Source organism: Aeromonas salmonicida subsp. salmonicida (assembly GCF_001643305.1).
Taxonomy (GTDB): domain Bacteria; phylum Pseudomonadota; class Gammaproteobacteria; order Enterobacterales; family Aeromonadaceae; genus Aeromonas; species Aeromonas salmonicida.
Window position 1 is genome coordinate 29,344 of the sequence record NZ_LSGW01000094.1, and the last position, 14,106, is coordinate 43,449.

General features: G+C 58.3%; 11 protein-coding genes. 5 read left to right on the plus strand and 6 right to left on the minus strand.

Annotated elements, in window-relative coordinates; genetic code table 11:
- Positions 1–54: 54 nt before the first annotated feature.
- Positions 55–861, minus strand: a complete 807-nt coding sequence (locus tag AXW79_RS17615) for a crotonase/enoyl-CoA hydratase family protein (RefSeq protein ID WP_005315394.1) — start codon at positions 859–861, stop codon at positions 55–57.
- A 182-nt stretch (positions 862–1,043) separates the two neighbouring features.
- Here AXW79_RS17615 and AXW79_RS17620 point away from each other — a divergent pair, with 182 nt between their 5' ends.
- From AXW79_RS17620 to AXW79_RS17640, 5 genes are all read left to right on the plus strand, one after another.
- Positions 1,044–2,831, plus strand: a complete 1,788-nt coding sequence (locus AXW79_RS17620) for a putative nucleotidyltransferase substrate binding domain-containing protein (RefSeq protein ID WP_005315392.1) — start codon at positions 1,044–1,046, stop codon at positions 2,829–2,831.
- Positions 2,832–2,833: 2 nt separating this feature from the next.
- Positions 2,834–3,460 (plus strand): 3'-5' exonuclease, encoded by a 627-nt coding sequence (locus AXW79_RS17625; RefSeq protein WP_005315390.1) that lies wholly within the window; start codon positions 2,834–2,836, stop codon positions 3,458–3,460.
- A gap of 108 nt (positions 3,461–3,568) precedes the next feature.
- Positions 3,569–3,880: a DUF485 domain-containing protein gene (locus AXW79_RS17630; protein WP_005315383.1), complete on the plus strand. Its 312-nt coding sequence runs from the start codon at positions 3,569–3,571 to the stop codon at positions 3,878–3,880.
- Positions 3,877–5,532 (plus strand): cation acetate symporter, encoded by a 1,656-nt coding sequence (locus tag AXW79_RS17635; protein ID WP_005315381.1) that lies wholly within the window; start codon positions 3,877–3,879, stop codon positions 5,530–5,532. Before AXW79_RS17630 ends, AXW79_RS17635 begins: the two co-directional genes overlap by 4 nt.
- Positions 5,533–5,768: 236 nt before the next feature.
- The gene (locus AXW79_RS17640; protein ID WP_005315379.1) at positions 5,769–7,361 is read left to right on the plus strand and encodes an ABC-F family ATPase; all 1,593 of its coding nucleotides are present in this window, start codon (positions 5,769–5,771) and stop codon (positions 7,359–7,361) included.
- A 100-nt stretch (positions 7,362–7,461) separates the two neighbouring features.
- Here the strand turns inward: AXW79_RS17640 and AXW79_RS23850 are convergent, their stop codons facing one another.
- The 5 genes from AXW79_RS23850 to clpX all read right to left on the minus strand — a co-directional run bounded on the left by AXW79_RS23850 (position 7,462) and on the right by clpX (position 14,022).
- The gene (locus AXW79_RS23850; protein ID WP_155395629.1) at positions 7,462–7,605 is read right to left on the minus strand and encodes a hypothetical protein; all 144 of its coding nucleotides are present in this window, start codon (positions 7,603–7,605) and stop codon (positions 7,462–7,464) included.
- A gap of 68 nt (positions 7,606–7,673) precedes the next feature.
- On the minus strand, positions 7,674–9,587 hold the full coding sequence (gene ppiD / locus AXW79_RS17645; RefSeq protein ID WP_005315377.1) for a peptidylprolyl isomerase: 1,914 nt from the start codon (positions 9,585–9,587) through the stop codon (positions 7,674–7,676).
- Positions 9,588–9,738: 151 nt separating this feature from the next.
- Complete coding sequence (gene hupB, locus AXW79_RS17650; protein ID WP_005315375.1) at positions 9,739–10,011, minus strand: nucleoid-associated protein HU-beta; 273 nt, start codon at positions 10,009–10,011, stop codon at positions 9,739–9,741.
- A 240-nt stretch (positions 10,012–10,251) separates the two neighbouring features.
- Complete coding sequence (gene lon, locus AXW79_RS17655; protein WP_005315371.1) at positions 10,252–12,606, minus strand: endopeptidase La; 2,355 nt, start codon at positions 12,604–12,606, stop codon at positions 10,252–10,254.
- A 141-nt stretch (positions 12,607–12,747) separates the two neighbouring features.
- Positions 12,748–14,022, minus strand: a complete 1,275-nt coding sequence (gene clpX, locus AXW79_RS17660; RefSeq protein ID WP_005315369.1) for an ATP-dependent protease ATP-binding subunit ClpX — start codon at positions 14,020–14,022, stop codon at positions 12,748–12,750.
- Positions 14,023–14,106 lie beyond the last annotated feature (84 nt).

Here is a 14,106-nt window from a genome sequence, read left to right on the forward strand (position 1 = left end):
AGCCTCGGCTGCCATTTTATTTTGCTGTGTTCTTTACCGCTTCCCTTTACCACGTCAGAGGGCGTTGCGCCTCGGCCCAAACGGCAGGCGCCAGCGAAACAGGCTGTTGAACGTGGCGCGCCACTGATTGGGTCGGCCCAGGATCTGCTTTTGCAAGCGGGTCTCTTCCTTGAGCATCACCTCATCGCTGCGAGCCCAGGCCTGCTGGTAGAGCTGCTTGATCCCCGCCAGCGCATCCGGCGACTTGGTGATGAGGGTGCGGGCAAACTCCCGCGCCTCGGTCAGCGGATCCTCGCATACCCGGCTTACCAACCCGAGGGACTTGGCCTCAAGGGCATCGCACTCGCGCCCGCTCATGGCAAGCTCCATGGCGGTATCCACCCCCATCAGGTTACGCAGGGTGACGCAGCCACTCATGTCGGGAATGATGCCCCACTTGATCTCCATCACGGAGAAGCGACAATCCGGGGTGCTGAACCGGAAGTCTGCGCCGAGGGCAATCTGCAAGCCGCCGCCAAAGCACACCCCCTGGGTCACGGCAATCACAGGCACCGGCAACTGGTGCCAGCCATAGGCGACCCGCTGCGCCAGATTGGTTGCCTCATCCGCCTCGCGCTTGAGTATGTCCAGGGCCGCCACCGGCTGCTTGAGCATGGATTTCACATCCAGACCGGCGCAGAAGGCGCGCCCTTCCCCATACAGGATCACCGCCCGCAGTCCTTTGTGTTGCTGCAACTCGGCGAGCGTCTGGTCGATGGCGCCAAACATGCTTCTATCCAGCGCATTGAGCTTGTCCCCCCGCGCCAGCATCACCTCGGCGATACCGTCCCGGATCTCGCACTTGACCCTTGGTTTTTCCATTTCCCTCTCCGCTCCTTGAATCAAACTGGTCATACCACCACGTTATCAGAGTGTTATTGCGAGGTACAGCGAGGCCACCATTTTCCCGCTTCCTGTTGCAGGCAAGGTGTGCGACTAAAGTCGGCTGGCTCCTGCGTCACGGCTTTGTCAGACTGATCTGACGCCACAGGCCAAGGATTGCCATGACTAGCTTGTTCAACTTTGCCCGCCCCCCATTTGATGTACTGAATGCAGAGCAGCGTGAGCGGCTCGAACAGCACCTCTCCATCTGCTATTTTCGCGCGGGACAGACGGTGTTGAACGCCGGTGATGCCCCACCCGGCCTCTACCTCATCATCAAGGGAGCGGTGGAGGAATCCGCGACCCATCACCATTTTGGCGATTACGGGGTCGACGATCTGTTTGATGTGCGCGCCCAGTTTGATGGCCGCTGTCGCCACCAGTTCAACGCACTGGAAGATACCCTCTGCCAGCTCATTCCCCACGCCGAGTTTCGGGCACTGTGCGACAGCAATCCGGTGCTGGCTGGCTACTTCACCGCCAGCCTGGCCGAACGACAACAGCAACAAGAGCAGCGCGAACAGCTGGGCCAGAAGAATCTGGCGGAATTTATCCTGACCCGGATTGAACCCGGTCATCTGCAAGCACCGCTCGTCGTCGAAAACCGGCTCAGCCTGCTGGCGGCCACCGAGGCCATGGTGGCCAAGGGCACGGATTGCCTGCTCTACCCCGCTCACGATGGCAGCCTGACCCTGGCTACCCGCAAGACATTGCTGCACGCCCTCACCCTGAAGGGGCTGCCGCTGACGGCACCGCTCGCCGTGCTGACCCCGGCACCACTGATTGGCCTGCCACTGGGCAGCTATCTGTTTGATGCCCTGTTATTGATGACCCGTCATCGCATCAAGCGGCTAGTCATCTGGCAACAAGGTGAAGTGATGGGCATCTTGCAGTTGGCACAGGTGCTGGGGCTCTTCTCCACCCACTCCCATGTGTTGACCCTGCGCATCGCCCGCGCCGATACACTGCCCGCACTGGAAGCGGTGGCCCGGGAGCAGCAACAACTGACCCGATCCCTGTTTGGTCAGGGTATCCACACCGCCTTTTTGATGAAACTCATCGCCACCATCAACGAGCAATTGATCGCCAAGGCCTTTTCTCTGGTGATCCCGCCCGAGGTACAGGACAAGGTGTGCCTGCTGATGCTGGGCTCGGAGGGACGCGGCGAACAGATCCTCAAAACAGATCAGGACAATGCCCTGATCCTGCCTGCCGACCTGCACTGGCCCAGTCAACAGAAAGATCTGGCCGCCTTCAGCGCACTGCTTGAGCAACTCGGTTACCCTCCCTGCTCCGGCCAGGTGATGGTCAACAATCCCCTATGGGTGAAAGAGGTGACACAGTGGCAGAGCGGGATTGAGCAGGCCTGCCTCGCAGCAAACGAAGCCAGCCTGCTCTGGCTCGCCACCCTGGCCGATGCTCACCCTATCGCCGGAGATCGCAACCTGCTCCCTCCCATCGCCCGTCAACTGCGGGAGCAGCTTGCCGACAGGCGGGATCTGCTGGCGGAGATGGTCAGACCGGCAGTGGCGTTTCATGCGCCGCTCACCCTGCTTGGCCGGCTGGAACGCTCCGCTGATGGGCTGGATCTCAAGCGGGGCGGACTGTTCCCCCTGGTCCATGGCATCCGTATGCTGGCACTGGAGGCGACCATTATGGAGACCTCGACCCTGGGGCGCATCGAGGCACTGGTGGCGGCAGAACGACTTAGCGCCAGCTATGGTGACAATCTGGCAGAGGCATTTCGACTCTTTATCCGTCTGCGATTGCGCAGCCAGCTCAAGGGAGGAGAGAGCCGGGTACAGGTCAATGAACTCAGCCACGGCGAGCGGGATCTGCTGCGTCAGGCACTGCATCAGGTAAAGAAATTCCAGCAGTGGCTCACCTTGCACTTTCGTCTGAGACAATAGGCATGTGGAGCCGCGCTCGACGCTACTGGCATGGCCGTGCTTTCCGAACTGGCGAGTTCGCCCCGCTCTTTGCCCTGCCACCAGAGGATGAGCTGATTGCCCTCGATTTTGAAACCACCAGCCTGGATCCTGCCCGGGCCGAGATCGTTTCCATCGGGGCGGTGCGCATCAAGGGTAACCGGATATTGACCGGCGAAGCGCTCTCACTGCGGGTACAAGCCCCCGCCAGCCTGAACGCGCAATCCGTGGTGATCCACGGCCTGCGCCATCAGGATCTGCAACAGGGCATGAGGCTGGAAGCCGCACTGCGCCAGCTGTTGGCCTTTATCGGCCCACGTGAACTGGTGGGATATCACATCGCCTACGATCTGCGCATTCTCAACCTGGCCTGCCAGAAACAGTGGGGGCTGACCCTTGCCCAACAAGGGATAGAGGTGAGCCGGCTCTACCACGACCACCTCTATCGCCGCTATCCCGACGCGGTCATCGACCTGCATCTGGCCGCCATCCGCCAGCACCTGAACTTGCCTTCCCTGCCCGTACACGACGCCCTGAGCGATGCCATCACGGCTGCTCTTATTTACCTGCGCCTGACCCAAGGCGGGCCACTGGCTTATCCCAAAGTCTAATTGCCCATAAATAACATTTAATTCACATTTTGATTACATGAGCAGGGTGCCTGCTCGGTAGGGACTTCCCTTCATCCACCGCTGACACTTATGTCATGGAGAACTGCAATGGAACAGCAACGTTACTTGAGGATCCAGCAAGATCCCCACTTCCAGGAGTTGGTGGCCAAACGCCAGCGCTTTGCCTGGACCCTCTCCATCCTGATGCTGGGGCTCTACCTAGCCTTCATCCTGCTCATCGCTTTTGCCCCCGGCTGGCTTGGCACCCCCTTGAGCGAGGGCTCCACCATCACCCGTGGTATTCCGGTGGGAGTGGGACTGATCCTATCTTCCTTCGTACTGACCGGCATCTATGTATTCCGGGCCAACGGCGAGTTCGACGAGCTGAACCAGAAGATCCTCAAGGGAGTGCAATCATGAAAGGCAAGTCTCTGCTGTTGCTGGCCTCGCTGGCCTCTTCCCCCTTGCTGGCGGCCGAGGCGCTGACCGGTGACGTCAATCGCCAACCCCTCAACATCTCTGCCATAGTGATGTTCGTGATCTTCGTGGCGGGTACCCTGTTCATTACCTATTGGGCCTCCAAGCGTAACCGCTCCGCCTCCGATTATTATGCCGCTGGCGGACGCATCACCGGCTTTCAAAACGGTCTGGCCATCGCCGGTGACTACATGTCTGCCGCCTCTTTCCTCGGTATCTCCGCTCTGGTTTACACCTCGGGCTACGATGGCCTCATTTACTCCATCGGCTTTTTGGTGGGCTGGCCCATCATACTGTTCCTGATCGCGGAGCGGCTGCGCAATCTCGGCAAATATACTTTTGCTGATGTGGCTTCCTACCGCCTCAAACAGACCTCTGTGCGCAGCCTCTCCGCCAGCGGCTCCCTGGTGGTAGTGGCCCTCTACCTCATCGCCCAGATGGTGGGTGCGGGCAAACTCATCGAGCTGCTGTTCGGCCTGCAATACCATGTGGCTGTGGTGCTGGTCGGCATACTGATGGTGCTCTATGTGTTGTTTGGCGGCATGCTGGCCACCACCTGGGTGCAGATCATCAAGGCGGTGATGCTGCTCTCCGGTGCCAGCTTCATGGCCATCATGGTGATGAAGTCCGTCAACTTCGATATCGGTGCCCTGTTCAGCGAAGCGGTCAAGGTACATGAGAAGGGTATCGCCATCATGAGTCCGGGTGGGCTGGTGTCTGATCCCATCTCCGCCATCTCGCTGGGTCTGGCGCTGATGTTCGGTACCGCCGGTCTACCCCACATACTGATGCGTTTCTTCACAGTGAGCGACGCCAAGGAAGCCCGTAAATCTGTGTTCTATGCCACCGGCTTCATCGGCTACTTCTACATCCTGACCTTCATCATCGGCTTTGGCGCCATTTTGCTGGTCAGCACCAACCCTGACTTCAAGGACGCTACCGGCGCCCTGCTGGGCGGCACCAATATGGCAGCCATTCATCTGGCCGATGCAGTCGGTGGCAGCCTGTTCCTCGGCTTCATCTCCGCCGTTGCGTTCGCCACCATACTGGCGGTGGTCGCGGGCTTGACCCTGGCAGGTGCTTCTGCGGTCTCCCACGATATCTATGCCAGCGTCATCAAGAAGGGCAAGGCCAACGAAACAGACGAGCTGCGCGTTTCCAAGTACACCACTGTGGTGCTGGGGGTGGTCGCCATCGGTCTGGGGATCCTGTTCGAGAAGCAGAACATCGCCTTCATGGTCGGACTGGCCTTCTCCATTGCGGCGAGCTGCAACTTCCCTGTGCTCTTCCTCTCCATGTTCTGGTCCCGTCTGACGACGCGCGGTGCCGTCTTCGGTGGCTGGCTCGGTCTGGTCAGTGCTGTCAGCCTGATGGTGCTGGGCCCGACCGTGTGGGTGAAGGTACTGGGTCATGCAGAAGCTATCTTCCCCTACGAGTACCCTGCCCTCTTCTCCATGGCAGTGGCTTTCATCGGGATCTGGCTGTTCTCTGTCACCGACAAGTCCGAGAATGCGGCAGACGAACATGCCAAGTTCCAGCCCCAGTTCATCCGTTCACAAACCGGGCTCGGTGCCTCCGGCGCGACAGCCCACTAACCACAACTTACCTTGTTGCAAGCCGGCCCTGCGCCGGCTTTTTTCATGGCCGACGCTCACGGACGATTCCCCCCATGCCATGAGAACCGGTCACTGACTTCATCAAAACGTTCAGAGGACTTGCCACCTGATCTGTGCCCTGCCCGCAATGGGGCCAGATCACAGTTCTTGCTAAAACTTTCGGGGGATCTGTGCCATAATGCGCGCCATTTGACAGACCAACCGGGACACTTACTTTGTTAAGCAGCAATAACATCACCATGCAATTCGGCGCCAAGCCGCTGTTTGAGAACATCAACGTCAAGTTTGGCGGCGGCAACCGCTATGGCCTCATTGGCGCCAACGGCTGTGGCAAGTCCACCTTTATGAAGATCCTCGGCGGCGACCTTGAGCCGAGCGGCGGTAATGTGAGCCTGGACGTCAACGAGCGGATCGGTAAGCTGCGCCAGGACCAGTTCGCCTACGAAGAGATGCGCGTACTGGACGTGGTCATGATGGGTCACGGCGAGTTGTGGGCCGCCATCGCCGAACGCGATGCCATCTACGCCAACCTGGACGCCACCGACGACGACTACATGAAGGCCGCCGAGCTGGAAGGCATGGTTGCCGAGTACGATGGCTATACCGCTGAATCCCGTGCTGGCGAACTGCTGCTGGGCGCCGGCATTCCCATCGAGCTGCACAATGGCCCGATGAGTGAAGTGGCACCAGGCTGGAAGCTGCGGGTGCTGCTGGCGCAGGCACTGTTCTCCAACCCCGACATCCTGCTGCTGGACGAACCGACCAACAACCTGGACATCAATACCATCCGCTGGCTGGAGCAGGTGCTCAACGATCGTGAAAGTACCATGATCATCATCTCTCACGACCGTCACTTCCTGAACTCGGTCTGTACCCACATGGCGGATCTGGACTACGGCGAGCTGCGCGTCTACCCGGGCAACTACGACGAGTACATGACGGCGGCCACCCAGGCCCGCGAGCGTCTGCTCTCCGACAACGCCAAGAAGAAGGCCCAGATTGCCGACCTGCAATCCTTCGTCTCCCGTTTCAGTGCCAACGCCTCCAAGTCCAGCCAGGCTACCTCCCGTCTCAAGCAGATCGACAAGATCAAGATTGAGGAAGTGAAGGTCTCCAGCCGTCAGAACCCCTTCATCCGCTTCGAGCAGGAGAAGAAGCTCTACCGCAACATCCTGGAAGTGGAAGGCGTTGCCAAAGGCTATGGTGAGGCGCCCCTGTTCAAGGGCCTGAGCATGATGCTGGAAGTGGGCGAGAAGGTCGCCATTCTGGGTACCAACGGCATCGGTAAATCCACCCTGATCAAGACCCTCATGGGCGAGCTGGCACCGGACAGCGGCACCATCAAGTGGTCCGAGAACGCCCAGATCGGCTATTACGCTCAGGATCACGCCGACGATTTCGACACCGATCTCAACGTGTTCGACTGGATGGCCCAGTGGAAACAGGCCAACGAAGACGAGCAGGCAGTGCGCTCCGTGCTGGGTCGTCTGCTGTTCACCCAGGACGACATCAAAAAGCCGGCCAAGGTACTCTCCGGTGGCGAGCAGGGTCGCATGCTGTTCGGCAAGCTGATGATGCAGCGTCCCAACATCCTGATCATGGATGAGCCGACCAACCACCTGGACATGGAATCCATCGAATCCTTGAACCTGGCGCTGGAGATGTATCAGGGCACCCTGATCTTCGTCTCCCATGACCGTGAGTTCGTGTCGTCCCTGGCGACCCGCATCATGGAGCTGACCGAGAACGGTATCCGCGACTTCGGCGGCACCTACGAGGATTACCTGCGCACTCAGGGCGTGGTATAAGCCTCGCCAGCCAAGGCGATTGAATAGAAAAAGCCGGCAAGCGATTGCCGGTTTTTTTATGGCCGCCGCGCTCTGGGGAAACCAACACATATCCGCGTTTCTACGCTGCGCATAACGTATCACGCAGGTCACGCAGGTCACGCAGGTCACGCAGGTCACGCAGGTCACGCAGGTCACGCAGGTCACGCAGGTCACGCAGGTCACGCAGGTCACGCAGGTCACGCAGCCAGCATAGCGGCCTCAACCTCACTTCGCAGATAAAAAAACGGCCCCATGACGGGGCCGTTTTCAATGGGTTGCAACCGGTCGGGTTTATTCGACTGTGGCTTCCACATCGGTGAAGTACTCGATCTTGGCGGCTTTGCGCAGCTCGTCAATCAGGGACTTGTAGCTCACCTGGGCCTTGCCCTGGCCAAGCTGGCCTTGCAGCAGGCTGACCATCTGGGACGGCTCCTTGGCTACTACCACCTTGTCCAGTGCGACCACCACGCGATCACCATTGGCTTCGGCGACCAGTTCGACACTCGGCTTCCCATCCTTCGGATGAGGCATGCGGAACACCTGGGCAACCAGGTTCTGATCCATGTCCTGAGCGAAGCGGGCAACCCCTTTGTGGGTCTCCATCTTCAAGCCAAGCGCAGTCAGATCGGCCTGGATGTTCTCACCGGCCTTCAGCTTGTCCAGCAGGCCCTGCGCCTTGCCACGAGCCACTTCACTGGCCTTGTCATACTTGATGGCCGCGATCACCTGCTCCTTGATCTCCGCCAGCGGTTTGGCCGCTTTCGGTTGATAACCTGTGATGTGCAGGACCAGCGCCTTGCCATCAGCCAGTTCGATCACATCCGAGTTGGTGTTGTCATCGCGCAGCTGTTCGGAGAACGCCACCGAGAGCACCTTGGGATCATTGAGGGGTTCTGGTGCATCAGCCTGACTGAAGAAGTCCACAGACTGCACCTTGAGGCCCATGGTATCGGCGGTCAGATCCAGCGAGTCCTGGTTCTCGAAGCTGCTGTCAGCCATTTTCTGCTGCTCGGCAAAGAACAGCTCCTTGGCCTTGTCAGCCTGCAGACGTCGGATGGTTTCACCCATGACATCCACAAACGGCTTGGTCTGAGCCGCTTCAACACCCAGCAACTTGATGACGTGGAAACCGAACGGGCTCTTCACCAGGTTGGAGAGATCCCCTGCCTTGTTCAGGGCAAAGGCGGCCTGCTCGAAGGCCGGATCCATCACCCCTTTCTCGAACCAGTCCAGCTCGCCACCCTTCTTGGCAGAGAAAGTATCGGAGGAGTTGGCCTTGGCCAGCGCGGCAAAATCATCGCCGCCCTTGGCCTTGGTCAGGAGTTCGCCAGCCAGCTTCTCGGCCGCCTTCTCATCCTTGCCAAACGGGATCAGGATATGCGCTACATGACGACGCTCGGCACGCTGGAACAGGTCCTGGTGCTGATCGTAGTAATCCTTGGCATCCTGCTCGGTGACCTTGATATCTTTGCCGAGGTTGGCCGCATCCAGCAGCAGATAGTCGACCTTCACCTTCTCGTCGTTCATGAAACGCGCGCTGTTGGTCTTGTAGTACTGCTCCACTTCCTGATCGGAAACCTGGACATCGCCCAGATAAGCGGCGGCAGCAAGACGCACCAGACGCAGATCACGGGTCTGGTTGTAGAGCTTGTCGAGTTGCTCCGCTTCACCCTTGAGCGCGAACTCGGTGCCGAGCAGGGCGCCCATCAGCTGCTGACGCACCATGTCCTGGCGCAGTGAGTCACGGAACATCTCCGGTGTCATGCCGGCACGACGAATGAGCTGCAGGTAGCGGTCATTGTTGAATTTGCCATCTTCGGCAAACTCCGGCATGGCGATGATGGCCTGTTTGATCTGCTCGTCACTGACCCGCAGACCCAGTTCACGGGCCTTGCTGTCGAACAGGGCCTGATCGATCAGCCTGTCCAGCACACCACGGCGGAACTGCTTCATGTAGTCAGGGTTGGCGGCCAACTGGCTGAAAGATTCCCCCATTTGGGATTCCATGCGGGCCCGCTCGTTGCGATAGGCATTTTCCAGCGCAGCGGAGCTGATGTCATTGCCGTTGACGGTAGCGGGGGCGGTACGTGCCGGGCCATTGAGGTAACTGCCTACACCGGCCAAGGCAAAGGAGAGGATGATCAGGCCCAAGATAACCTTGGCTACCTTGCCCTGCGCCCCTTCGCGTAGTTTATCCAACATCATGTTTGTACTTATGCTCCCGAACTCGATGGGCGTAAATAATGAAAAGGCGCACCGATTGCGATGCGCCTTGGTCAATCAGTATGAGGGAGAGCCCTCTCACTTGTCTGGTCTGTGACCAAGGACGGTGGCCGATGTAATATCAGCGCCCGGCTTAGTTGACAGCGTCTTTCAGGGCCTTGCCGGCTTTGAAAGCAGGAACTTTACCAGCGGCGATTTCGATGGTCGCGCCAGTTTGCGGGTTACGACCAGAACGGGCAGCACGCTCGCGCACGGCGAAAGTACCGAAACCCACCAGAGCAACCTGGTCACCCTCTTTCAGGGCTTCACCCACGGCATCAATGAAAGCGTCCAGCGCACGGCCAGCAGCGGCTTTGGAGATATCAGCACCGTCTGCAATCTTGTCAATCAGTTGAGATTTATTCACTCTTATATTCCCCTTTTATCGAACATCGCTGCGGCGCTGATTTCCATGGCCACAACAAGTGGAGGTTTTATAGCAAGCCTCCTGATCAGTTGCAAGTGACAATCTAGCGCAAACCCGCGCCACATCACGCATTGCGACTCATCATGAGTACCCGATCGGTGGTCAAGGCTACTTCCGTTACCCGGTGCATGCAAGCCTTAACCCCCCCCCGAATGCGCCAAATTTGCGGCGCATCAACATTTACACGACAGAAACGCGCTCAAACCCTTGCGGATTGTCCTGCAACGCCAGTTCCAGCACTTCATCAATCCAGCGAACCGGATAGATTTCAAGGTCTTGTTTGACGTTGTCCGGGATCTCTTCGAGGTCTCGTTCGTTTTCTTTCGGGATAAGCACACGCTTGATGCCACCACGATGAGCCGCCAGCAGCTTCTCTTTGAGACCGCCGATGGGCAGCACTTCGCCGCGCAAGGTGATTTCCCCCGTCATGGCCACATCAGCACGAACCGGATTACCGGTCAAGCTGGAGACCAGCGCGGTACACATGGCGATACCGGCACTCGGACCGTCTTTCGGGGTCGCCCCTTCCGGCACGTGCACATGGATATCGCGCTTCTCGTAGAAGTCGGCATTGATGCGCAGCTTGTCGGCACGGGCCCGTACTACCGTCATGGCAGCCTGGATGGACTCCTGCATCACATCACCGAGTGAACCGGTGTAGGTGAGCTTGCCCTTGCCCGGCATGTTGGTGGTTTCGATGGTGAGCAGATCGCCGCCCACTTCGGTCCACGCCAAACCACAGACCTGACCGACCTGGTTCTGGTCGGTGGCCTTGCCGTAGTCGAAACGCTGCACCCCGAGGAACTCCTTGAGGTTGGCCTGATTGACCTGAACATGCTTGATGCTCTTGTCCAGCAGGATGCGCTTGACCGCCTTGCGACAAATCTTGGAGATCTCCCGCTCCAGATTCCGCACCCCCGCCTCGCGGGTGTAGTAGCGGATCACACCGACCAGAGCAGAATCTTCGATGGTGATCTCGGACTCTTTCAGGCCGTTGCGCTGGATCTGCTTGGAGACCAGATGCTGCTTGGCAATATTGAGCTTCTCATCTTCGGTATAACCGGAGAGGCGGATCACTTCCATCCGGTCCAGCAGCGGACCCGGGATGTTCATGGAGTTGGAGGTGGCCACGAACATGACGTCCGACAGGTCATAATCCACTTCCAGATAGTGATCGTTGAAGCTGTTGTTCTGCTCCGGATCCAGCACTTCCAGCAAGGCAGAAGCGGGATCGCCACGCATGTCCGAGCTCATCTTGTCGATTTCATCGAGCAGGAACAGCGGGTTTTTCACCCCCACCTTCGCCATCTTCTGGATGAGCTTGCCGGGCATGGAACCGATATAGGTACGACGGTGACCACGGATCTCCGCTTCGTCACGCACCCCACCCAAGGCCATACGCACATACTTGCGACCGGTTGCCTTGGCGATGGACTGGCCCAGCGAGGTCTTGCCCACACCGGGAGGACCAACCAGACAGAGGATGGGGCCTTTAAGCTTGTTCACCCGCGCCTGTACCGCCAGATACTCGAGGATGCGCTCCTTGACCTTCTCCAGACCAAAGTGATCCGAATCCAGCACCTCCTGCGCCTTGCCAAGGTCTTTCTTGACCTTGGAGCGCGCCTTCCACGGCACCTGTACCATCCAGTCCACATAGCTGCGCACGACTGTGGCTTCGGCAGACATGGGGGACATCATCTTCAGCTTGGCGAGCTCGGCATGGGCCTTTTCACGGGCATCTTCCGGCATCCCCGCCTCTTCAATCTTGCGATTGAGGGCTTCAAATTCATCCGGGCTGTCTTCCAGCTCACCCAGCTCTTTCTGGATGGCCTTCATCTGCTCGTTGAGATAGTACTCCCGCTGACTCTTCTCCATCTGCTTCTTGACCCGGGTACGGATGCGTTTCTCGACCTGCAGCAGGTCAATCTCCGACTCCATCATGGCCATCAGAAACTCGATGCGCTCGGACACAGAGGCGATTTCCAGCACCTTCTGCTTGTCTTCGAGCTTGAGCGGCATGTGTGCGGCCATGGTATCGGCCAGGCGAGCAGCATCATCGATCGCCGAAATCGAGGTCAATACCTCGGGCGGGATCTTCTTGTTGAGCTTGATATAGCCTTCAAACTGACCGATGGCGGAGCGCACCAGCACGTCCTGGTACTTCTCCTCGATGGCGGTAGAAGCGATGTACTGCGCCTCACCGACGAAGAAGTCCTTGTCATCGATTATCCGCTCAAGACGGGCACGCTGGCCCCCTTCCACCAGCACCTTGACGGTGCCATCCGGCAGCTTGAGCATCTGTAGAATATTGGCCACTGTCCCGACGGAGAAAATCTCCTCCACCGTCGGCTCATCGGTTGACGCGTCCTTCTGAGCCACCAGCAGAACTTTTTTGTCCTGCTCCATGGCCGCTTCCAGACAGCGAATGGATTTTTCCCGCCCCACAAAGAGTGGAATGACCATGTGGGGGTAAACCACCACGTCACGAAGAGGCAGGACGGGAATCTCGATGCGTTCTGAACGCTCTAGGTTCATATATGTCCTCTCGGCTTGTTATACCGTTGGCAAAGCGCTTGGCTGAGTATATGGGGGCGCAGAGATGAGATTCAATCGCCGAATCGGTAAAAAGCATGAAAGGGGCAAAAAGCCCCTTTCATTTGATTAAAAATCAGACTGTTACTCTGATACAGCAGCCTGGGACTCGGGATTTTCGTAGATCATCAAGGGCGCGGAGTCCCCTTTGATCACCGTCTCGTCGATCACCACCTTGCTGACACCCTCCAGGGATGGCAGGTCATACATGGTATCGAGCAACACGGCTTCCACGATGGATCTCAGACCACGGGCACCGGTTTTCCGCTCCATCGCCTTGTGCGCAATGGCGTTCAAGGCGTCGTCACGGAACTCCAGCTCCACCCCTTCAAGATCGAACAAGGCGGCATATTGCTTGGTCAGCGCATTTTTCGGCTCTTTCAGGATCTGGATGAGGGCAGCCTCGTCCAGCTCGGTCAAGGTCGCGACCACAGGCAAACGGCCGATGAACTCGGGGATCAGACCATATTTGATCAGATCTTCCGGCTCCACCTTGGCAAAGTTCTCGCTCAAGGTCGCTCTGGCATTCTTGGATTTGACGTCAGCGCCAAAACCGATGCCGGTGCCCTTGACGGAGCGTTGCTCGATCACCTTGTCCAGACCGGCAAAGGCGCCGCCACAGATGAAGAGGATCTTGGAGGTATCGACCTGCAAGAACTCCTGCTGCGGGTGCTTGCGACCACCTTGCGGCGGCACGGAAGCAATGGTGCCTTCGATCAGCTTGAGCAGGGCCTGCTGCACCCCTTCCCCGGACACGTCGCGGGTAATGGAGGGATTGTCTGACTTGCGGGAGATCTTGTCGATCTCGTCGATATAGACGATGCCACGCTGGGCCTTCTCTACGTCGTAGTCACACTTTTGCAACAGCTTCTGGATGATGTTCTCCACGTCTTCGCCCACATAACCGGCTTCGGTCAGTGTGGTGGCGTCGGCCATGGTGAACGGCACATCCAGCAGACGAGCAAGTGTTTCGGCCAGCAGCGTCTTGCCGCTACCGGTCGGGCCAATCAACAGAATGTTGGACTTGCCCAGCTCCACACCACCGGCTTCGCTGCTGTTACGCAGACGCTTGTAGTGGTTGTAGACGGCCACGGCCAACACCTTCTTGGCATATTCCTGCCCGATCACATAGTCATCCAGGTGAGCACGGATTTCATGAGGGGTCGGCAGCTCGCTACCATCGCGCTTGGGAGAGATCTCGCGGATCTCTTCGCGGATGATGTCGTTGCACAGCTCGACACACTCATCACATATGTAGACGGAAGGGCCAGCGATCAGCTTGCGCACTTCATGCTGGCTTTTGCCGCAAAAAGAGCAGTAGAGCAGCTTATCACCCTCACCCTTGCGTTTTTCTGTCATTCAGCAACCTCGTTTTATCAATAGAGGATGGGTCGTCCCGTTGAGTTTACAACAGTCCGCGACACCCTGCTCAAGCACGCTAGT